General features: G+C 32.3%; 21 protein-coding genes. 10 read left to right on the forward strand and 11 right to left on the reverse strand.

The features are described 5' to 3' along the window. Positions 1–2: 2 nt before the first annotated feature. The 5 genes from FHK87_RS25655 to FHK87_RS25675 all read left to right on the forward strand — a co-directional run bounded on the left by FHK87_RS25655 (position 3) and on the right by FHK87_RS25675 (position 3,895). Complete coding sequence (locus FHK87_RS25655; protein ID WP_226294425.1) at positions 3–467, forward strand: RidA family protein; 465 nt, start codon at positions 3–5, stop codon at positions 465–467. Positions 468–692: 225 nt separating this feature from the next. Next, positions 693–1,646: an XAC2610-related protein gene (locus FHK87_RS25660; RefSeq protein WP_140597743.1), complete on the forward strand. Its 954-nt coding sequence runs from the start codon at positions 693–695 to the stop codon at positions 1,644–1,646. A 160-nt stretch (positions 1,647–1,806) separates the two neighbouring features. Beyond that, on the forward strand, positions 1,807–2,127 hold the full coding sequence (locus FHK87_RS25665) for a winged helix-turn-helix transcriptional regulator (RefSeq protein WP_226294426.1): 321 nt from the start codon (positions 1,807–1,809) through the stop codon (positions 2,125–2,127). A gap of 74 nt (positions 2,128–2,201) precedes the next feature. Continuing rightward, positions 2,202–2,723, forward strand: coding sequence for a flavodoxin family protein (locus FHK87_RS25670; RefSeq protein ID WP_140597745.1), 522 nt, complete (start codon positions 2,202–2,204; stop codon positions 2,721–2,723). Between the two features lie 206 nt (positions 2,724–2,929). Beyond that, a complete protein-coding gene (locus FHK87_RS25675) occupies positions 2,930–3,895 on the forward strand; it encodes a DUF6843 domain-containing protein (RefSeq protein ID WP_140597746.1) in 966 nt (321 codons plus the stop codon). A 253-nt stretch (positions 3,896–4,148) separates the two neighbouring features. On the opposite strand, the gene FHK87_RS25680 is transcribed toward FHK87_RS25675, so the two are convergent. Further along, positions 4,149–5,456, reverse strand: a complete 1,308-nt coding sequence (locus tag FHK87_RS25680; RefSeq protein WP_140597747.1) for a dicarboxylate/amino acid:cation symporter — start codon at positions 5,454–5,456, stop codon at positions 4,149–4,151. Positions 5,457–5,722: 266 nt separating this feature from the next. Between FHK87_RS25680 and FHK87_RS25685 the strand changes: the two genes are divergently transcribed. Next, a complete protein-coding gene (locus FHK87_RS25685; RefSeq protein WP_140597748.1) occupies positions 5,723–5,962 on the forward strand; it encodes a hypothetical protein in 240 nt (79 codons plus the stop codon). Between the two features lie 182 nt (positions 5,963–6,144). Continuing rightward, the gene (locus FHK87_RS25690) at positions 6,145–6,381 is read left to right on the forward strand and encodes a hypothetical protein (RefSeq protein ID WP_140597749.1); all 237 of its coding nucleotides are present in this window, start codon (positions 6,145–6,147) and stop codon (positions 6,379–6,381) included. A gap of 127 nt (positions 6,382–6,508) precedes the next feature. On the opposite strand, the gene FHK87_RS25695 is transcribed toward FHK87_RS25690, so the two are convergent. The 5 genes from FHK87_RS25695 to FHK87_RS25715 form a co-directional block, all read right to left on the reverse strand. After that, on the reverse strand, positions 6,509–7,954 hold the full coding sequence (locus FHK87_RS25695; RefSeq protein ID WP_140597750.1) for a DUF389 domain-containing protein: 1,446 nt from the start codon (positions 7,952–7,954) through the stop codon (positions 6,509–6,511). A 6-nt stretch (positions 7,955–7,960) separates the two neighbouring features. After that, positions 7,961–9,037 carry a mannose-1-phosphate guanylyltransferase gene (locus tag FHK87_RS25700; RefSeq protein ID WP_140597751.1) on the reverse strand — a complete coding sequence of 359 codons (1,077 nt, stop codon included), beginning with the start codon at positions 9,035–9,037 and terminating at the stop codon, positions 7,961–7,963. 13 nt (positions 9,038–9,050) lie between these two features. After that, entirely contained in the window at positions 9,051–9,617 is a 567-nt protein-coding gene (locus FHK87_RS25705; protein WP_140597752.1) for a hypothetical protein, read from the reverse strand. Between the two features lie 20 nt (positions 9,618–9,637). Continuing rightward, positions 9,638–10,234: a SprT-like domain-containing protein gene (locus FHK87_RS25710; protein ID WP_140597753.1), complete on the reverse strand. Its 597-nt coding sequence runs from the start codon at positions 10,232–10,234 to the stop codon at positions 9,638–9,640. Between the two features lie 162 nt (positions 10,235–10,396). Further along, the gene (locus FHK87_RS25715; protein ID WP_140597754.1) at positions 10,397–11,254 is read right to left on the reverse strand and encodes a DUF4349 domain-containing protein; all 858 of its coding nucleotides are present in this window, start codon (positions 11,252–11,254) and stop codon (positions 10,397–10,399) included. 196 nt (positions 11,255–11,450) lie between these two features. Between FHK87_RS25715 and FHK87_RS25720 the strand changes: the two genes are divergently transcribed. The 3 genes from FHK87_RS25720 (at position 11,451) to FHK87_RS25730 (ending at position 14,339) form a co-directional block, all read left to right on the forward strand. After that, the gene (locus tag FHK87_RS25720) at positions 11,451–12,302 is read left to right on the forward strand and encodes a hypothetical protein (protein WP_140597755.1); all 852 of its coding nucleotides are present in this window, start codon (positions 11,451–11,453) and stop codon (positions 12,300–12,302) included. Continuing rightward, the gene (locus tag FHK87_RS25725) at positions 12,299–12,763 is read left to right on the forward strand and encodes a hypothetical protein (RefSeq protein WP_140597756.1); all 465 of its coding nucleotides are present in this window, start codon (positions 12,299–12,301) and stop codon (positions 12,761–12,763) included. Before FHK87_RS25720 ends, FHK87_RS25725 begins: the two co-directional genes overlap by 4 nt. Positions 12,764–13,040: 277 nt before the next feature. Beyond that, the gene (locus FHK87_RS25730) at positions 13,041–14,339 is read left to right on the forward strand and encodes a serine hydrolase domain-containing protein (protein WP_140597757.1); all 1,299 of its coding nucleotides are present in this window, start codon (positions 13,041–13,043) and stop codon (positions 14,337–14,339) included. Between the two features lie 119 nt (positions 14,340–14,458). Here FHK87_RS25730 and FHK87_RS25735 read toward each other — a convergent pair whose 3' ends face one another. From FHK87_RS25735 to FHK87_RS25755, 5 genes are all read right to left on the reverse strand, one after another. Then, positions 14,459–16,012, reverse strand: a complete 1,554-nt coding sequence (locus FHK87_RS25735) for a SusD/RagB family nutrient-binding outer membrane lipoprotein (RefSeq protein WP_226294427.1) — start codon at positions 16,010–16,012, stop codon at positions 14,459–14,461. 11 nt (positions 16,013–16,023) lie between these two features. Beyond that, a complete protein-coding gene (locus FHK87_RS25740; protein WP_140597759.1) occupies positions 16,024–19,308 on the reverse strand; it encodes a SusC/RagA family TonB-linked outer membrane protein in 3,285 nt (1,094 codons plus the stop codon). 257 nt (positions 19,309–19,565) lie between these two features. Then, the gene (locus tag FHK87_RS25745) at positions 19,566–20,246 is read right to left on the reverse strand and encodes an SDR family NAD(P)-dependent oxidoreductase (protein ID WP_140597760.1); all 681 of its coding nucleotides are present in this window, start codon (positions 20,244–20,246) and stop codon (positions 19,566–19,568) included. Positions 20,247–20,299: 53 nt separating this feature from the next. Beyond that, positions 20,300–21,271, reverse strand: a complete 972-nt coding sequence (locus FHK87_RS25750; RefSeq protein ID WP_140597761.1) for a M20/M25/M40 family metallo-hydrolase — start codon at positions 21,269–21,271, stop codon at positions 20,300–20,302. An 85-nt stretch (positions 21,272–21,356) separates the two neighbouring features. Next, positions 21,357–22,982, reverse strand: a complete 1,626-nt coding sequence (locus FHK87_RS25755) for a pyruvate dehydrogenase complex dihydrolipoamide acetyltransferase (protein ID WP_140597762.1) — start codon at positions 22,980–22,982, stop codon at positions 21,357–21,359.

The raw sequence follows: 22,982 nt of genomic DNA on the forward strand, positions 1-22,982 counted from the left end.
AAATGAATATAAACCCGAAAAAAAATCTTACCAAGTTAGGATTACAACTGCCAAATGTTTCAACACCAGGCGGAAATTATGTTTCTGTGAACATTCGAGAAAATATTGCTTATGTCGCCATTCAATTCCCTATACTCAATGAAGAATACTTGCATCAAGGCAGATTGGGAAATGAAATCACGACTGAACAAGGCTACAAGGCAATGGAATTATGTGCGTTAAATGTTCTTGCTCAAATGGACAAAAAGGTTGGATTTGACAACATAATTGGGTTGAATCATATTGACGCTTATTTCCAGTCAAGTGAAGATTGGGACGAATCACCAAAAGTGGTTAACGGAGCATCTAATTTATTTGTAAAAGTACTCGAAGAGAAAGGAGAACACTCTCGTTCTATTTTTGGAGTTCATAAATTACCAAGAAACTTTAGCGTGGGGTTAACCACTTCATTCACAATAAAAAAATAAACATAAAACTATTCGTTACATTATGCAGGTTTAGTGATTAAAAATCTACCACTACTCATACACAAGATCGTCAGACTTTCTCAAAATTCAAATATAGTTTTACGTTCTAAGGTTGGAAATTTATTATCTTAAAGTATGGAATATTTACAGAAACGTCTAGCAAAACTATTAATGAAAAACATTTGTATCCTATTCTTAATATTGCTTGTGAGTTGCCAACGAAACATGGAAAACAAATCAACAAGTTTTGATTTAAGCAAGAGAAAATACTTTTTAGGAACACGTAAATGTTGTCATGATGAATACATGATATTTGAATTTCAAACTAAAAATAATTCTTTAAAGGGAAAAGTTACTAATATCAGATTTATTCGGGATAGCTCATCTATTTTAAAGGGAACAATTAAAGATTCTATCATTGAGTTCACCTACGAAGAACAAAGAATAGAAAAGGCACATGGAATAATTGGGAATAAGGAAATTAAAATTAAACTGAATGATTATTACCAATTAACATTACAAGAGATTGATTCCAGCACTTATTTCAAAAAATATTTAAAAGCATACCCTAAACTTATAACCTTAAAAAAAGATACAATTATTGGTGATTACCTATTTGAAATAAAAGTTAGTGATTGGAATTCAAGAACTCATTATGGAAAATCCACAATAACGATTAAAGATAAAGCATCAAAAAAAGAAATTCAACAAATTAAATCAGATGCGTTTTATTTTTATAACAAAGATAAATTGTATTTTAATTATAGTGAGGATTATAATTTTGATCATCACAATGATTTATCTTTTTCAACAGGAACTAATGGACCATACATGTCTTATAGCGCTAATTATTATATTTATGATAAAGTAGAGAAAAAGTTTCTTAGAAATATAGAATATGAAAATATAGCAAATGCTTTATCTTTTAGAGTAGATACAATTAATAAGATAATGATTAGTCACAACAGAGGAAGTTCTAGTATCCATTATACAGATGCTTATGAATGGAAGAATAATAAAATAGAATTAGTTAAAAGTTTGACAATAGATAAGCAATATCAAAGAAAAGTTATCTTAAAAAAGAGAATTCACGGAGAATTAAAAACAATAATAGACGAACCTGATTCAAATTTTACTGATGACGAAATGAATAAAGTCTATGAAAGTTTTTGGAATTGAAATAACTATTGCTAACACGATTTATAAGTAATAATAATTCAGTCGCTAAAATAAAAGTTAGTCAATCTAAAAAAGGTTTGTGTTTAATAGAAAATCTAGCGTTTTAAAGTCCGCTACTACTCATATATTAGGCTATTATACAACATTTAAAAAATATATTTTGTACAAACGAAAAACACCACTAAAAAATGATTGTGCTATAGAAAAAACATTAAATGTGATTTCTGGGAAATGGAAACCTGCAATATTAAGCCAACTTTTAAAAACGAACTTAAGACTACGTGATATACAAAAAGGACTACCCGAAGCCTCTAAAAGATCATTAACACAACAGTTAAGAGAGATGATAGAAGATGGACTGATCGAAAAAAAAGATTTTCATCAATTTCCTAAAAAAACTGAGTATTCTATAACATATTTAGGCACACAACTTTCCTCTGTTTTTCAAGAACTTTCAAAGTTTGGTGACAAATTAGAATAGGGCATAATTTACCCCTTATTTGAAAAATAAAGGAAATCAAATAGCTTTAACCTTGTAATAACAAAATAGACATTATGAGTTCTAAAGGTGTAATAATACAAGGTAGTTCTAGAAGCAATGGAAACACAAACAAAATTGTTTCTTTTGTTCAAAAAAAGACTGATTTTGATATCATAGATTTAAAATTAAAACGATTTAGTGGATTTGACTATGATTCTAAAAATCAAAATGATGATTTTCTTCCTTTAATAAAAGAAATAGCTGATCAATATAGCATCATAATTTTTGCAACTCCTGTATATTGGTATTCTATGAGTGGAATCATGAAAAATTTCTTTGACCGAATAACAGACTGCTTAACAATCGAAAAGAAAATCGGACGAAAACTAAGAGGAAAAGCAATGGCAATGATAAGTTGTGGATCAGACTCTACAATCAAAAATGGATTTGAAATGCCTTTTGTAGAAAGTGCAAACTATCTCGGCATGCATTATCTCGGTAATATCCATACTTGGATAGAAAATGAAACAATTTCTGAGACTCTAAAAAATGAATTGAATACTTTTATAGAGAAAAGAATAAACAATATTACATAACATTAAAGTAAAAATAGAAAGTCTGAAATGAAAGAATCTTTACAACACATTCTATATAATTACAGCAACTATATGGTAAACAAATGGTTATTATATTTTTGGTAAAACAAGGCACTTATTTGAAGAAAAGTTAATAATTAATTCAAAGAAAAATCAAAAAGTAATATTAATATTTTTTACAGTAACAAATTACATATACCATCTAAATGAAAAGGTCAATTATCATAAAGGTTTTAAGTGGACTACTTAATATTCTTACATGCTTAATAGGAACATTAGTAGTATTATCTTTTCAAGATTGGTTCGGAAGCAATGACATATATCCGCTTTTGTTCTGGACAATTCCCCTTTCAACAGGACTTGTTGTTAGTGGTAAGAACATACTTACCCTTTTTAGAACACAAAATCGAATACTTAGACTATTGCTTATAATTTTGACTGCAATACTGATCCCTTTTGCATTTGTGTATTTAGTTTCTATGTTTCTTGGGTCTTGGATTAATGCCTTCTCTTTACCTATATTTCATCTCTGGATAGTTGGCACATTTGTTCAACTGTTATTTCTAGACTTATTTTTACTTAAGATTATAAAAAAAATTAAGCCTATCAAAACCCTCCTTAAAATTGTTATTCTTCCAATCACAATAATTTTAACTATTATAGGAATGCATATGATATCCTTTTTGAATGCATATTTAACTAGGCCTGAACCGGAAACATTTTTGATTCCTGATAATTATGCAGGAAAAATAAGAATTGTGTATGGAGAAGAATGTGGTGTTAATCCACTTATTGAAAACGGTAGACGAGTACTACAAATACCAAATAGTGGTTTGCTAATTATAAAGCCCAAATTTAAGGCTGGGATCATTGACCATGAATATTATTTTGTCGATAGTAATGGTAATCGAACAATAGCAAACCGTAACAATGGCTATGAGGATCAATCAAGAGGAGTACAACTTAGTGGATCAGGTAGTATTGGTGGAGCAATGCCGGACGGAAGTAGTTCTAGTGAGTCTCCATTGGCGATACATTTTACAGATTTTTATGTTCACAGTGGTTCCTCGAATGAATTTACAAATAAAGAATATACAGCACAAGAAAAACGAATTGACTCTTTAACAAGAGCTTCGGTAAAAGATTATAGAAAAAAACAAAAAGCACAATAACATCTATAGACAATAGTATTTTAGTATCGATTAAGATAATTCGAAAGAAACACTATCTATATTAATTTTAGCCCTGTCTTTAGATTACCAAAAATCAGAACGTAAAATAATATACTTTGATATGCTCTAATAGTCATTTTTTGATGTTAATAACAATTAAAAATAGAAAACAATAATTCAAAAAAAATAAATTTCGAATTTATAAGCATAAAGAATCGATTTACTAACTTTTATAATCATCTTATATATTTGCTCACACTTTTTGCTTTTTTCCAAACCACCTATCAAAAATCACACACGCAACTAGGTCTCCGGTAACATTTACTGTTGTTCTGAACATTCCCAAAATACGATCAATACCTATAATAACAATAAGCCCTTCTGTAGGAATCCCTGTACTCTGCAATACAGACGCCAAAATAATCACTCCTCCTCCAGGTATAGCAGGAGTACCGATAGAAGCACCAACTATTGTAATGGTAATCAATAGTAAATTAAGCAACGATAATTCAAAACCATAAGCTTGTGCAATAAAAATTGCAGAAATACATTGAAAAAGTGCTGTACCATCCATATTAATAGACGCTCCAACAGGAATAACAAAATCACTGATATTTGAAGATACACCAAGTCTTTCATCAGCTACTTTCATGGATAGGGGCATTACAGCAGCAGAACTGGCAGTAGAAAAAGCCAATAATTGAGGTTCTCGTATTGCTTGAAGAAATCGAAAAGGATGTTTTCTACCTATGAGAACTAATACAATCATGTAAAATAACAAAAGTAAAAACAAACCAAGAATTACTACTCCTATATAATACCCGAGACCGAGTAATACTTCAAATCCTAAATCTGATAATAATGCAGCTATTAATCCAAAAACAGCAATAGGAACCAATAACATGGCCCAAGAGACCACTATCATACATATTTTTTGAATAGCCTCAATTAAACGAATAATAGGAATAGACATTTCTTTTTCTAACTGTGTAATAGCTACCCCAATAATAATAGTAAAAATAACAACCCCTAGCATCTCTCCTAATAAAATAGATTCTAAAGGATTATCAGGAATAAGATTTGAAATTGTATCAGGGATACTTTTAAAATCAGGAACATTTTGATCTGTTTCAATTGTTCCGGTTTCGATACCAGGTAGCCCACCTAACTCATTGATCAATACTCCGGGTTGCATAAACAATGTTAATACAACTCCTATCCCAATCGCAATTGTAGTTGTCGCTACAAAATATAAAAATAGTCGTAAGCCCATTGTTTTTAAATCCTGAGTATTATTACTTACAATACCGGATATTATCGAAGCAAATATTAGCGGGATCATTACCATTTGAACTAATCTCAAAAATATTTTACCCGGCAGATCCAACCAATTCGCTAACCATTGACTAAATGTCGAAGATACCATACCAGATGATGGATTCAATATGACACCCACTGCGATTCCTAATAGTAATGCAATGATGACTTGAAGCCATAATTTACCTTTTGTGAGCCTTCGTAAATGCGATGTCAATTCATTGAGAGATACAATTTCTATCATATAATATGTATAGTTAGAATGACTGTTTCTATATCACGAACCTATTCAAAATAGATCATGTATACAATATGATAATTGTTAACAGTTTTGTAATTAACGTTATCAAGAGATACCTCATCTCATACTTTTCCCTTTGATAAAAATGTATTCTCAACTTTCATTACAAGTTGGTTTTTAGGAAAACTTTAAAATACATTAACTTTTTGAACCGTCTTTTTAAAAAATGCTATAACTATCTTTAAATAAACCTTTTAAAACCTATTACAATGAAAAAGTCGATTTTAAAAATTACAGGTGCTCAACAATTATCAAAAGCATCACAGTTAAAAATCAATGGAGGAGATACATTTACATCATCAGGTTGTCCAGCAGTAGGATGTTGTTTTAGCCCTTCACTAATAGACAGTAATAATAATGTTTGTATTATTATCGGAACTTCTGGTCAACAGTGTCGTGGTAGAATAAGACCAAATCCTTTTAGCGGTCGTGATGAGTGTTGCTTCTAAATTCAAAGAATGAGTAAAACGATTATTTCTTGTTTTACCATGTAAATTGGTTTAACGCTAACTCTCAATTACTATTTTTTGTACTTATACAAAAAGTTAGCGTTAAACTAATTTTATTTTTAAAGCTTTATGGCATACTCTACTTGTTGTATCTTTAAGTAAACCTTTTAAAACCTATCATTATGAAAAAATCGATTTTAAAAATCACAGGTGTTCAGCAATTATCAAAAACATCACAGCAAAAAATTAACGGAGGAAGCACTTCATCCGGTTGTCCAATAGGGCGTTGTTTTGATGCATCAATGACAGACGTAGATGTCGACAATAGTTATTGCATTGTTTTTGGAAGTTCAGGAGAACTTTGTTTTGGAACTATACAACAAAATAGTGTTGGAGAACCTGAAAAATGCTGTATCTAAAATATACACATCAACAACATAATTTCCAGACTTAATATTATTTAGTTTAACGCAATTTCAGTTTTACTAGGAATAAAGTAATTTGAAACTAGCGTTAAACTAAATATTTTTTTAAAGTCATCCTTTATTATTCTACATATAGAGTATCTACTTTTAATTCAGTAGTAATCCATTCCTGTAGTTCATTTATTCTTTTTGTATTTAAGCTATCTGATACTTGAAATTTCCATCTCGGAAAAATAACTTGTATTGTATCAACCTTTAGAAAATTAGATTTTAGCACTTCTCCATAGCCAAGTTCTTGCAAATCAGGAAAACGTATTTTTGCATCTTTGGCAATGTTACTAAATGGAGGTGTATTGCTAGGTATTTCTTTATTGGCCTCTGTAAGTTGAGTTTCTAAGATAACTTGTTTGATCTTTAACTTTTCGATTTCGCCTAATAGCCTTTCATTCTCTTTTTCAACTCTATTCAATTGTTCTATGGATCTATCATATGCTTTGGATATTTGATCAATTCCTCTTGATTTATTACCATTGATAGCTAAAGTAAAATCTTGAATGCTTTCATATTTTTTAATTTCATTCTGTAGATCACTAACAGTAGCTTTATTGATTTCTCCATCAAAGTATAGCTTTATAGATTGATTATTGTAATCATAAAAATCTTTTCTTAAGTATAAATTTTCATTAGCATCTATTTCATTTTCTTTAAATGCTTTGTAGTCACGCGCAGCATTACTTTCTTTTAGTGTTACATAAAAAGTATAACAAGCAGGAATCATAGCTAATACTGCCAATAGGGATGCTAGCTGAGCTGTACGCTTTCTTTTTGCAGAATTCGCATATCGTAGCATCGGAAAACGTAATAGTTTTGCTACAATAAATGTAGAAAGCGCAATAAATATGGCATTAATAGAGAACAAGTATAAGGCTCCTAACGCATATTCTATTCGCCACTCTGCAATCCCATATCCTACTGTACACAATGGAGGCATCAGAGCTGTAGCAATAGCCACTCCTGCGATAGCATTTGCCATCGTTCCTTTTTTGGATTTTGCCACAATCAATGCCAATCCCCCAAATACTGCTACCAATACATCTAATATTGTAGGTGCTGTACGTGATTCTAACTCCGGAGTTAGCTCAGTAAGAGGAGATACCCAAAAGTACAAGGTAGCAGCAATTACACTTAATCCTACCATTACACCAAGGTTAATTAATGACCTTTTTAAAGTATCAATATCATTAATTGCAATAGATAAACCTACACCCACAATTGGTCCCATTAATGGAGATATTAACATGGCCCCTATTACTACTGCTGTAGAACTAACATTGAGTCCTATAGACGCTACAAATACAGAAAAAATTAGAATCCATGCATTATGCCCTTTGAAAGGAATATCACTTTTTACATGTTCTATCGTTTGATCTTTATCTGTTTCTGATCTGATATCTAGTAGTTCTCTCAGAAATTTATTAACACTAGCAAAGAGACCTCTTGCATCTCTTTTTACAGATTCTTTAACTTCTTCTTGGTTTGAATTAGATTGATTGGTATTTTCCTCCATTGTATTCTAGGTATATTGTTCTCCAAAAGTGTTTTCAACTTCCTTACGTATATTTTTAATCTCCTGCTCCTTTGTTTTGGGATAAATTAATAATACGTCTTCTTTATCTACTATTATATAGTCCTTTAAACCATCTACGACTACTATTTTGTTGTTGGCAGTTCTAATCATATTTCCTGATGCATCTTCATCCAAAACTCTTGCATTTACAATAGCATTGTTTACGGATGTCTTTTCTAATTTGTCATACAAAGACCCCCACGTACCCAAATCATTCCAATCAAAGGTTGCAGGCAATACAAAGACATTCTCTGCCTTTTCTAAAATTGCATAATCTATAGAAATATTTTCTGCAAGTGCATAATGAGTATTGATAAATTCTTTTTCATCTTTGGTATTATATACCTTTTTACCTTTTTCAAACAGAATCATCATCTCTTTTTGAAACTTTGTAAAAGCATGTATAATACTACTAACACTCCATATAAAAATGCCTGCATTCCATAAATAATTACCTTTGTCTAAAAATTGTTTTGCAGTTTCATAGTTTGGTTTTTCTGTAAACTTAGCAACTTTTTTAATTGGAGAAGCTTCTTTATGGTATTGTATATATCCATACCCTGTGTTAGGAAAAGTGGGTTGTATTCCTAAAGTCATAAGAATATCTTCTTTTGCACAGGCATCAAAACTCTTTTCCAGATTATCTAAAAATGCTTTTTCATCTTCTATCCAATGATCACTAGGCGCAACCACCATTAAAGCATCAGGGTTTTCTCTTTGTATTTTTAGGGCTGCATATAGAATGCAAGGTGCGGTATTTCGCATTGCCGGTTCTGCAACAACTTGTTTTGAAGAAACTTCAGGAAGCTGTTCTAATACCAAATCGGTGTAACGTTCATTAGTAAGAATAAGAATATTTTCTTTAGGAATACGTTTTGACAGTCTGGAAAACGTTCTCTGGATTAGTGTTTCTCCTGTCCCCAACATATCGTGAAACTGTTTTGGGAATGTTGTAGTACTCACAGGCCAAAACCTTGAGCCTACCCCTCCTGCCATTACTATTGCGTAGTGATTTTTATTCATAGTTCTTATCTATTTATTCCCAAGGAGATACTATCTCCTCTGGCGAATCAGCGCCTTCACCATTTATATATATATTATCCCAATTAAGTGATTCTCCTACTTTAATAAAAACTCTATAATATCCTGCTTCCAAATCCTCTACATTGACAAGTACATTATTTGCAGTTAGGTCTTTGACACTTAATTTAGCTGCATCGTTTAGAACATTATCTTTATAACTAACCGTTCTTAATATTTCTTCAAAATTCTCATTTTGATACTTTTTTTCGGGTTTAGCTTTGAGAATCCAAATAGAATTTATGTTATCCGAATTAATAGTTTCTATCATAAAGTTTCCGATTACCGGATTAGGAGAGATAATAACCCCATTCATTTTTATATTAGGATTACCATATTTTAGAGGAGCATCATTACGGCTTTGTTTTAATTGTATACCTGTTGCTAAAAATATATTTTGCGCACCTTCAAGATTTTCATCGATAATTTCACTATCAATATTACTTTCAGATGTTTGAGAATCATCATCTTTACTACAGCCTAATAGTATCGATAGGATAAATAATACAATTATTCTATTCATTAAAAATCTCATAATTTAGTTCAATGTAATAACTCTACTTCTGCATTAGGGTTAAAAAGATAGATTCTACCTGTGCTTATCTCTACACATTCGTAACGTTTTACTCTTTTATTTCCTTTTTTAAAAATTTTACCGTTGTATAATCTAAATGTACTTCCTAAAGGTAACTCAAAAATATAATTTTTATCATTTACAGGATCAAATTGTTTAAGTGCCAAAGATAATTTCTCATCTGTATCACTACTTGCTCTCGGGTTTTTAAAATGATTCGCCAGTACCGGCAAAAGTTTTTGTGGAAATATTTGAGGAATAATGTATGGTACCATAAGCTGTTGAAAAGTACGTTTCCACTCTACACCATGTGGTTTTATATATCTGCCATATTTCTCAAAAGCGACCAAATGTGCTATCTCATGAATTAAAGTAATTAAAAAACGATATTGGTTGAGCGAAGCATTTACTGTAATCTGATGTTGCCCATTTGGCATTTTTCTATAATCGCCATGCCTTGTCACTCTTTCGTTTACTATTTTGAGATGCACATTGTATTTTACGATCAATTCAAATGCAGGTACTAGTGCACGTTCCGGAATGTATCTTGACAATATTTCCTTCATTGTCGCAAAATACGAAATAAGATAATGTTCTTAAAGCAATATTTATATTAGTATTGGTAAAAGAGGTTCTGACAATAAAACGATGTATAAAAACATCCCATATATTTTTAAAGCTAAGTGCAGAAGCACTTAGCTTTATTGTAACTATCTTTAGATATAAATTTATTTTCTTATCCATTTAAAGTAAATAAATATCATTATTCCTAAAAGTATTAAAGGCCAGATGTAAAATAATGACAACGTAAGATTTTCTATAATAGACCAGCCAAACTTTAATCCTTTTGTAGCTTTATCCAAAAAATTAGGCGTATACGATTCAGGTTCTTCTTCTGGTATCACCGTTTCATATACATTCATTTGAATAGTACTATACGCTACTTTATTACTTAAATATTTCAATCTTCCTTGTGAGGATTCTATCTCTTCTTGTAAATCACCAAGCTTGTCCTCTGCAAGCAAAATATCTTTTACAGTTTTAGCTCTATTTCTCAAAATAGATTCATATCGCTCTTTTACTTCAAATTTTGTTTTTAATCTTGATGTTACATCTACATACTCTTCGGTTACATCTAGCGTAGATATATTTTTATAATCTATAAAGTCTGCTGTGTCAGTAATACTATCTAATACCGTGTCAAAGTGATCTCTAGGAACTCTAATTGTAAAAAAGTTTTCTTTTGTATAATTCGTATTGGTATACTTCTCTTGAGAAATATATCCTTTATACCTTGAAGCTAAAGCCTTTGCCAAACGTGTTGTTTCTTTTACATTGGTTACTTTAATTTTACAATCCGCATTTTTGATAATTTTTAATTGCTGACTGGTTATCGCATCATCATTGCCTGTCGATGGAGTTTCCTCTACTTCAATAGTATTAAGAAGCGCTTTTTCTGTTGACTCTTCTAAAATTATGTCTTCTGATAATGGTTCAGAACTTTGTCGATGATTAGAACATGATATCATCATAAAGATTGCTACTAAACTTATTTTGCTTATACTTGTTAAACCGATTGTTTTCATTTCTATATTTTTATATCGTTAGTATTGAAAACAAACTTAAAAGTTGTCTTTACATATGGCTTGTATATACTTTGTAAAGGCTTTGTAAAACATTTTACAAATCACAAAACACTGTTTATCAAAAAATTAAACAATCATTACTGAAGAAGAAAAAATATTATTCAATGCGCTAAAAAAGATTGTAAGCAAACAATTTTTGAAAAACAATACTGCTTCCAGCATTAATATTTCTGAATGGAAAGGGCAAGATATTGTATCATTTCAAGAAGATTTACAGCAAAAAGTAAAAGGTAACATCAGTGAAAAATCTTTTTATAGTTATTTTAAAAACACACCAAAAAAACTTCCAAGAATAGATATTTTAAACCTTCTTGCTAAATATTGTGACTTTGAAAATTGGAATGATTTTAAAATCAATCATTCTCCTCAATCTTCTAAAAAAGGTTCCAAAAATAAATTTTCATTGCAATGGATTTGGATTGTATGTACATTCACTGCCATCATTTTTATTGCATACCTATTCATTCCAAACGAGAATACCTTCAAATTTTGTTTTATAGACCCCGATAGAAATGTACCTATAACCAAAACTCCTTTAACAATTACAATACTTAATAATAGTGAATCCCCATTTTATATCAAAAGTGATAGTACAGGCTGTTTCACATGGAAAACAAAAGACAAATTTGTTCATTTTATTGTACAATCACCTTATCATAAAACAGATACCATATATAGGACAACTTCCCAAAAAGATTTAGAAAACATACAAGTCCAAACTGATGATTATGCATTAATGTTACATTATTATGCCAATGGAAAAATAGAAGATTGGAAAAACAGGAAAAATGAATTATCCAAACTTATTGCAAATGACGCTACTATTTTTCAGGTATTGCCATATGGATTGGGTATAGAAGTGTATGAAAAAAATAAATTTATTGAGTTATTGACTACGCCTACTGAGTCTTTAAAAAATATTGAAATCATAGCATCCCAAAAAATAAATGGAAAGATTGTTAAACTCAAATTTAAAGTAAAGTCATGACAATAAGATTTCTATTTATCATATCGATCGCCATATTTATAAGCAGTTGTTCTAATAATGCTCATAAACGGATGGAAATGGAATCTGACAAAGTAACTTTAGAGCATAGCGAAACAGAAGAAGCTTTTATATCAGAAAATGATGCTTATGAACTTTTAATACAGCAAAAACTTCAAGAATATATTGATAAACAGGTCTTGCTTACTAGCCATCCTAATTTTAATCTATCCATCAAAAAAGAGGACTCATTATCCACAAAAGAAACCAAAATAGAAAAAATTAACCTTATCGATTCGTTTCAAACTGTTTCTGACTCGATAAAAAAAGCGACCGTAAAAGTCACATACAAAAACACGATCGATACAATTTTGGTAACTATTACTTCTACACAAATAGAAATTGAAGGAGAACAAATAAAAAATACCAAAGTCTCTTTTGAGCAAATGGATAGATCAAACTAATAAAGAATCTAGTAATATTCTTATTGCTATATTTTCATCACATCACTCCTATTTTTAGACAGTAAAATCGTCAATATTTCAATTTTAACATAAAAAAATGCATTTCAACGATTATTTATGCATATAATCGTTATATTTGTATCTGTTAAATAAAATATAACCCCAAACTTCAAATCATTTTAAATTAGAGAAATACGATTCTGTCCCCAAAAGAATATATGATATCACCCAAACTCATATGTTTTTATAACAAGAATCTATATCGAGCTAACCTACTATGAAAAAGCGTTTTATTATCCCCCCCGTTATTACCGCCATTGTCCTATGCTTTTTTTTAATTTCAGCAAAAAAAGTACAAAATAAGACTGATTTATCTAAAGAGATACAAGCCTACGCCGCGCCTCCTCAAAATGTGATAGATCTTCCAAATACTCCAGCTATCAATGATTTTCAAAAACAGAAATTAGAGCAGGCGTTAAATGAATATTTTGAAAAAGCTATACGCAATCGCAAAATTGTTGGTGCTGCAGTATCAATCGTAAAATGTGATTCTATTATTTTTGCTGGTGGTTTTGGAAAAAGAAACATCAGAAACTCTGAGACAATAGATCAAGAAACCATATTTAGAATTGGATCTGTTTCTAAAGGATTTGCAGGTATTCTTACCGGGATTCAGGTACAAGAAGGACTCCTTGATTGGAATGAAAAAATCGTTGATCATTTTCCTGACTTCAGGTTTGGGAATACAAAACGAACCAATAGTGTAACTGTTTCACATGTATTATCACATGCTACAGGGCTTCCTTATCATAGTTTTACTAATCTTGTCGAAAAAGGATTGTCTATAGAAGATATTTCTAAAAAATTCAGAACAATACGACCTAAGGGCAAATTAGGAAAAATATACAGTTATCAAAATGCTGCCTTTGCTTTAAGCGGTGCTATGATAGAGAAAGTTACTCAAAAAACATTCAGTGAAACAATACAGGAAAAGATTTTTGATCCTCTGCATATGACATCTGCTTCTACTGACTATGAATCTTTGATAAAAGCTGATAATGTAGCAAGACCTCACCGTCTTAAATATAGAAGATGGAGACCTGTTGCTTTCAACAAAAAGTATTATAATGCTATAGCAGCGGGAGGTGTTAATGCCAGTGCTACAGACATGGGAAAATGGATGAAATTATTACTAGGACAACACCCTGAAATAATTGAAAATGACATTTTACAAAAAGTATTTACTCCAGCTGTAGAGATTCCAAAAAGTTATAAATATTATCAAAAATGGCCCGGACATATCTCTTCTTCTTATGGTTTTGGTTGGCGATTACATACATTTTCAAATGCTGACGATAATGACACCTATACCATGATTCATCATGGAGGTTATGTCAATAATTTCAGAAGTGAAATTGCTATTTTCCCTAAAAAAGAATTGGGAATAACAGTACTATTTAATAGTCCTACAAAATTAGCCAGAACAGTGATTCCTGATTTGGAAAACATTATAAAAAATAGTTTAGAAATGTCTGAACAAGAAGAAATGCTGGCTGTTGTAAATAATATACAATAATCAGTTTGTGTAATAATTACTTTATGTATTAGTGTATTTTTCATTGCTATGAAAAAAATTGAAAAAGGTGTGCAAATGCACACCTTTTTAATTGGTTTGTTTATGTATTGGCAGGTTGATTAGTTTACATCCCAAAAAATTCTGGTCGTCACAGCATCTCCACCGATAGCGCTAGCTGCAGCATTATAGCTATCTCCGTTTAAGGTTTGTTCAACTATAGGATACGTATATCTTACAGGCGTTTCTGATACAGGATCTGTTGGAGCAGGCAAAGTGGGGAAATCTAATAATTTCCAAGAGTTCCAGGATTCAAAACCTCTGTTGTATAACGCAATCCATTTTTGATTTCCTATTTTTTCTTTCCAGTCACCAGAAGCAGTAGCATAAGCGATTGCCGGCAATGCTAAATGTGCAGAAGCTTCTGCAGAAGTACCTCCCCAATATTCTATAGAAGCGGTTACTGCATTATTATAATGTTCTTCTGCAGTACCTCCTACTGCAAAGCCTCTTTCTACGGCTTCTGCCAGTAAAAATTCGACTTCTGAATAATCCATAAGAATACCCTCTAATGTCGGATTATTTCCAATGCCTGGACTAATATGTGTAAAATTAGAGAACGAATTATTAGAACCAGGAGTTCCTCCTAAGTAAACAATTTGTTCTATAGATGGATCGGCATCAATATTGTCTTCAAAATAAAACTTCATCCTAGGATCTGTATACTCAATTGAACCTGGCACAACGGTTTCTCTATCACTTTCATCAATTGTTCCATCTCCGTTTGTATCTTCTATTCTTTCATAATCTCTAGGTTGCATTGCTTCCACAACTGTATTTGTCACTACATAATCGTTTCTCCCGCTTAATGTTAAATCTACATAAACAGGGTTAGTATTTGGTGTAGAAGACAGATATTTTAATGTTGCATTATATTCATTACTACTTATTACGTTAGGTGCTGCTTCTTCTATCATAGTTCTTGCCAGAGTTGATAATGAAGATACATCAGATATTGTGATTCCCATTCTTAGTTTTAAAGAATTAGCAAATTTAATCCACTTAGACACATCTCCCAGATACATATTATCTTGAGAAGCCGGGAAACTACTACTCCCTTCATCTAAATCATTAATTGCATTATTTAATCTGGTAATCAAACTAGTATATATCTCCTGATCGTTATCATACTTAGGTAATAGGTTTTCAATGTCTAATGCTTCAGAATAAGGAATATCTCCAAATGTATCAACCAACGTTGAAAAAGTATATACAGAAAGTATTTCTATAATCGCTAATTGGTTTGCTTTTACTTGTGGATCTTCACCCGGCAATACGTCTTGCTCATTTATTACAGTATACGCTTCATCAAGGTCCTTTAGTACATCCTTGTATAGCGCATCCCACTGGCTCTCGGGTATTGTTCGAGTTACAATATCATAATTACTTTCATCTGTATATGTAGTTGCTGTCCATTGCTGCATAATCAACCTAAAGATATTTCTATTCACATTGGTACTTACCATTTGATCTACCAGGCTTTTTTGAGCACTTGTAAACAAAGCTGCCCCCGGTACATTTATCGGGTCCTTTACATTTTCATTCAAGTCCTCGATATCAGAGGAGCAAGAAACCGTAACTAAAATAGTCAACAGTATATAAATTATATTTTTCATCATTATATTTTTTAGAATTGTACTTTGACATTAAACGCAAAATCTCTTGTTGTAGGCAATGATCCTGTAGAATACCCTTGTAAATTACCTGATCCTAACCCTGATTCTGGATCGGCATGCGGCAAGCTTTTATCTATAATCCATAAGTTAGAACCAATAAAACTGAATGTTGTAGCCTTCAAGAATGTATTTTTAAGAAATTTCTTTGGAAGGTCGTATGATAGTGTAACTTCTCTTAATTTTACAAATCCTGCATCGTATACAAATGCGCTATCCGGCAAACCTCTTCTATAACCAAAAGCACCAAAACGATCTGCCCTGATACGACTTGTATTTACACTTCCATCTGGATTAACACCCGGATTGATAAAACCACCTCCATCTGCTAATGAGTTTCTTACCGGGTTTCCTAAATCATTAATAAATGCTGTTTCCTCGTATAATCCAGTAGCCAAACCATAGTATTGATCCAAAGAAAAAATACTACCTCCTTTTTGCACGTCTATTAGAAAGCTAAATCCTATATTCTTGTATCTGAATTTATTATTAATACCTCCAACCCAGTCTGGGTTAACATTACCTATTACTTTATCAGATGTTGTTGTTTTGATATACTGACCATTTGTAGGGTCTACAACTCTTTCTCCATTGACATAGGTATAATCAGTTCCTTGAATTGTTCCATAGGGTTGACCTACGGTTGCATTTATTGTGATTCCTCCTTGAAAACTTCCTAATTGAAGGTTCGTAATTTCATTACCATTAGCATCTGTAAACAACGATACTACTTCGTTCTCATTTTTACTCCAGTTTAAGTTTACTTCCCAAGTAAAATTATCATTTTGAATCACTTTACCAAATGCAGACACCTCTATCCCTTTATTTTCTATTTCTCCTGCATTGATAAGTCTTGTAGAAAAACCTGTAGCTGTAGTTACTGGTAACGACAAAATTTGATCTGTTGTATTGGTTTTATATAATGAAACGTCAAATCCTAATCTTCCTGAAACAAAAGACATTTCTAAACCTGCCTCTATACTTGCAGTTCTTTCTGCTTTTAAATCCGGGTTGTTTTTTCTGTCCTTTACACTTGCACTTCCGCCATTAAAAGCAACATTGATCGATTTGGTATCTTCCACTCTATCAAAAGGGGCACCATTACCAACTTCTGCGTAATTGAGACGTAGTTTACCAAATGAAATACTTTCTGATTCAAATAAATTTGAAAAGAGAAAACTTCCTGATACTGATGGATAATATACAGTACTGTTATCTTCTGGTAATGTTGAAAATTTATCTCTACGAATAGTCCCATCCAAAAAGAATGTATTATCATATCCCAAAGATGCACTTGCAAATAAACCGTCTACACCAACTGTTGATTCTATCTCTGTCGGATACAAAAGAGGGTTAGTGGTATTTTGTATAGAATACACTCCCGGAATTGCTAAACCTCCATTAGTTGCATTAAATATAGATTTGAATTTTGAACGTCTAATATTCAATCCTATTAGTCCTTTAACATTAAATTTTTCAGAAATATCTTTATTAAAATTCGCTATAAAATCATAGTTGTATTCTGATGAAACAATATTTCTTCTAGAATATCCTGATTCAGAATTGATACGACCAAGACTACGATCATCTCCACCTGTACCAATCCCAAAGGCATTAGGCACACTACCTACAGCTCTTCTCTCTTCCTGCAATTCATCATAATTGTCTACGGCAAAACGACCTAAGAAATCTAACCAGTCATTAACCTTATAATTTAAGGATACAATTCCTATAAAACGATTACGCTCATCATTTTGAAAGTTCTCATAACGTGTCCAATAAGGATTATCCCAATAGATTGGTGCTGTATCATTAACCCCTTTAGGGTTCCAGGTAATATTACGTCCGGTAGAAAAATAAGCGTTTCGCTGATCTTTTATATCAACATTGGTTTGCCACCATTGTCTAAACATCCCGGTAATATTATCATTATACCCTGTTGAGTTACGACCCAGCGCATCGGTTCTAATGAAATTACCAAATCCGGTAGCTGTAAGTTTTTCTGTAAACTTATATGTAGCATTAAGTGTAAAATTATTACGTGTAAGATTACTATTGGGCAATAATCCTTCTTGATCAAAATTACTGATCCCTAATCTAAAACTTCCATTCTCAAATCCTTTATCCAAAGAAATTGAATTTGTAAGCGTATATGGGGTTTCAAAAAATTCAATTGGGCCATTCTTTGCATTAACCCAAGGTGTTGCTGTTTGGTAATTATCTAATTCTGGATAAAAAGCATCCCATTGATACACTAGTAAATTTGGATCAAACTCTGCTCCATATGAAGCATCTTCTGATAATGGTGTTACAAGTTCAAGTTCACCATCTCCATCGATATCAATTCTATCTAAAAATTCATTTCCACTTGGTCCATAAAAAGGCCCATATCCTGCACCATATTGTTTTTGATACTTAGGAAAAGTAGATCGATCAATTGAGCCTACAGTAATCCCTGAATTAATAGTGACTCCAATACCAGAACTTTTCTTTCCTTTTTTAGTTGTAATAATAACAACCCCATTAGCAGCTCTAGAACCATATAAAGCAGAAGCTGCCGCTCCTTTTAAGACATTAATAGACTCTATATCGTCTGGATTGATATCTTGAGCCGCATTACCGTAATCATACCCCGAACCCGCTTGCTCCTGAGAACGAGTATTGGTGTTACGGTTTGTAATAGGCACACCATCAATTACAAATAATGCCTGGTTATTATTTCCTAATGAAGTAGACCCTCTAATTACAATATTAGTTGATCCTCCCAGGTTGTTATTCCTTCGAATTTGTACTCCCGAAGCTTTCCCAGACAAATTGTTTAAAAAATTAGCTGTTTTTGTAGTATTAATATCTTCTTGCTTGACTTCTTGAGTAGAATACCCTAAAGATTTCTTTTCTCTGGTAATACCGAGAGCTGTTACTACTACTTCATCTAATTGAGAGGCTGAAGGTTCTAGTTGAACATCTAATGTAGATCCTGTTCCCACGGGTACTTCTTTAGTTGTAAACCCCAAATAACTAAAAAGCAGCACATCACCATCTGAAACTTCAATAGTATAAAGACCATCAAAATCAGATTGGGTTCCGTTACTGGTACTTTTGATAATAATATTCACACCGGGGAGAGGAGATCCGTTGTCGTCGACAACCTTACCGGTTACAGTTCGTTCTTGCGCAAAGGCTAGCTGTGCCACTAATGCAATAAAGAGCATTAGGGCACGTTGAGTGACCATTTTCATTATGATATTGTTTATTTATTAGTTAGTTAAAACTGAATAAAAAAAAACAACACTCCTACTAACAAAAACATAACCTTTTGTTAACCTTATGTTAGTTAACTAAATAAATAAGCAATGACTTTTTTAGTCAATAAGTATCACATTTATAAGACAATATCTTCAATAAATTAACAAATAAGGAAAGTACTCCTTAACAAACAATTAATACTTGTGAAATAATATCACAAAATGATTAATTTTTTCACAGAAATTACAACTCAAGGAGTAGTACTCGACACTTGAAGAACTTTGCCATTATAAAGTTTATTTCCTGTTAGTGCAAACCCTTTAATATAATTTGCCATTTCTATTGCAGTTACAGATGCCTGGTATCCAGGAAAAGCTTCTTCGAGCATTTCTGTCTGTACAGCACCTAGCGCCAATACATTAAAAGCAATCCCTTTATATTTATATTCTTCTGCCAATAACTCACTTAATGTAATTACCGCACCTTTACTAGAACTATAAGCTGCAAGGCCAGGAAATTTCATACTCCCCTGTATTCCTCCCATACTACTTATTGTTACCACATGACTACCTGATTGCATGAATGGTAAGACCAGACGAGTAATTTCTGCGACTCCGAAAACGTTTACTTTATATACATCTATATAATCCTCTACGGAAAGATCTTCAAATGGTTTATTAATCAATTTACCTGCGTTATTAATTAGTATATCAACTTGACGCCATTCTCTATTGATATACGCTGTCATTTCTTTAAGGCTTTCTTGATTTGAAATATCAAACGAAAACGTATGTATGTTTTTATGTTGAAGTTCTAAAATGGGTTTTTCATTTCTGGATAAAGCCAAAATATTATGCCCATCAGACGCAAACGCTTTTGCAAGCTCATAACCAATGCCCCTACTTGCTCCGGTAATAATTATGTTTTTCATATTTAATGACAATCGTTTATTGTTAAATCAGAAACATTTATCTTTTCAGCACATTATTTTAATGTAATTTCTTTTGTTTGAGAATTTGCTATTTTCATTAAAACAGGTGCAGAACTATTAATTAAGCTAGTCATAAATTCAAAGTCCATTTCAGATGCCTCATCATCAACATGATGATAATAGTCATAATTAGTAAAATCAAAGGTAGAGATTGTTTGACAAGGTACTTTAAAGGCTTGATAAAAAGGGTAATTATCACTTCTTTTAAATAATTGATATTCTTTTGCTTTTGGCAAAAAGCCTACAAGCTCACTCCCTGCATATTCATTTATTTTATCTGCCATATTTGACAACTCATATCCAGTTATATACGCTTGGTAAGATTTCGCATTTAGAGGAACTCCTATCATTTCAAAATTAACCATTGTATATAAGTCAACACCTTTTTCTTTTAACACATTTGCTAAATGTTTGGACCCCAGCAATCCTTTTTCTTCTGCTCCAAATAGAACAAAAAGAATACTTCTCTTGTTATTTTTAAGTTTTGCCAGTTGCTTTGCCAAAGCAAGCACAGCGGTACTTCCCGCTGCATTATCATTAGCACCATTGGCTATAGTATCATTATTCACTTCTTTTCCTTTTCCGATATGATCAAAATGAGCTCCTACAATCACAAGCTCCTTTGAAAGCTCCTTATCAACACCCTTGAGATACCCTACAACATTGTATGTTGCAACTCCTTTTGCATCAAAGTTATCTCTATAAGTATCAAAATAAGGAGGTATTCCATATTTTTTAAATTCTTCTTCAATACGTTCTGCTGCTTTTTCGAGTCCTTTGCTACCAGTATCTCGCCCTTCGAGTTCGTCACTGGCTAAAAAATTCATAATTTCTGCAACATATTTAGAATCTGTCTTTTCTAAAGTAATTTCTTGAGAAGTATTAGCACTGGTTTGAGCTGTAGTATCTTGTTTACAATTCACAAATAATACTACTATAAAAATGTAAAAAAAATGCTTTATCATGATCAATGTTTTGAGATAAAGATAAAAAATCCCACTTCATTAGAAGCAGGATTTAGTTATGAATATTTATTATGGTTTCTTCTAACTATGCCAGCATAGTAACCGGATTTTCGAGATATTGCTTTAATGTTTGTAAAAATTGCGCTCCAGTTGCTCCGTCAACAGTTCTGTGATCGCAAGCTAGGGTAACTTTCATTGTATTTCCTACTACTACTTGTCCATTTTTTACTACAGGTTTTTCTACAATTGCCCCCACAGATAAAATAGCAGAATTTGGCTGATTGATGATCGAAGTAAATTCTTGTATCCCAAACATTCCTAAATTTGACACTGTAAAAGTACTACCACTCATTTCTTGTGGTGTTAATTTCTTATCACGAGCTCTACCCGCTAGATCCTTAACTTTTGCTCCTATTTGTGTAAGTGACATATGGTCTGTAAAAGGCAAAACAGGAACCACTAATCCATCAGGCACTGCAACAGCAACTCCAACATTTATATGCTTGGCATATATCGTATTTTCGTCTGTCCACTTTGTATTTACCTGTGGATGTTTGCGAAGCGCCATAGCACATGCTTTTACTACCATATCATTAAATGAAACCTTGATATCAGGAAGAGCATTAATATTCTTTCTGGAGGCCATTGCATTTTCCATATCTACTTCGATAGTAAGATAATAATGAGGAGCTGTAAATTTTGAAGCAGAAAGACTTCTGGCAATTGCTTTACGCATCTGAGAATTTTTTACTTCTTCAAAACTTTCTTCTCCCGCAGGAGTAAATGTTTGCACAGGAACTTCGGTGGTAGTTTCCTTAGAAGATACTACAGGAGTATCTGATATTGGTGCAGAAGCAGAAGGTGTAAATGATTCTACATCTTTTTTTACAATGCGTCCATTATCTCCCGTTCCTATAACTTGTGCAAGATCTATTCCTTTGTCGGCAGCAATCTTTTTTGCTAATGGAGAAGCAAAAATTCTTTCTCCATTATTATTTGTTGATGTCGGAGTAGTATCTTGTTTTGTCTCTGATTTTGTTTCTGTAGCAGGTTCTGAAACTGCGCTCGATGAAGCAGAGGTTACAGTACCATTTTTTATACCCGATATATCTGTTCCCTCAGGTCCTATAATTGCAAGTAAAGCATCTACAGGTGCCGTTTCGCCTTCCTGAATTCCGATATGTAAAAGTGTACCATTATAGAAAGACTCAAACTCCATAGTAGCTTTATCGGTCTCTATTTCAGCTAGTATATCACCTTCTTCTACAGCATCTCCTACTTTTTTGAGCCAATTTGCTACTGTTCCTTCTTCCATAGTATCACTCAACCTGGGCATTGTGATAACTTCAACTCCTTCAGGTATAGCCGCAACACCAGTAGTATTTGATGTTTCCTGACTAACTTCTTCTTCTGGAGCAACATCTTTAGCCACTGCAGATGTGCTTCCGTTAAGCAAATCAGAAATATCTTCTCCTTCTTCTCCAATAATCGCTAGCAGCTTATCAACCGGAGCTGTTTCTCCTTCTTCAATACCAATATGAAGCAAAGTCCCTTCATAGAAAGACTCAAACTCCATAGTAGCTTTATCGGTCTCTATTTCAGCTAGTATATCGCCTTCACTGATTTTATCTCCTTTATTCACTAGCCACTTCGCGACAACTCCTTCTTCCATTGTATCGCTTAATCGCGGCATATTGATTACTGTAGCCAT

Origin of the sequence: Aquimarina algicola (genome assembly GCF_006443095.1) — a bacterium.
GTDB lineage: Bacteria > Bacteroidota > Bacteroidia > Flavobacteriales > Flavobacteriaceae > Aquimarina > Aquimarina algicola.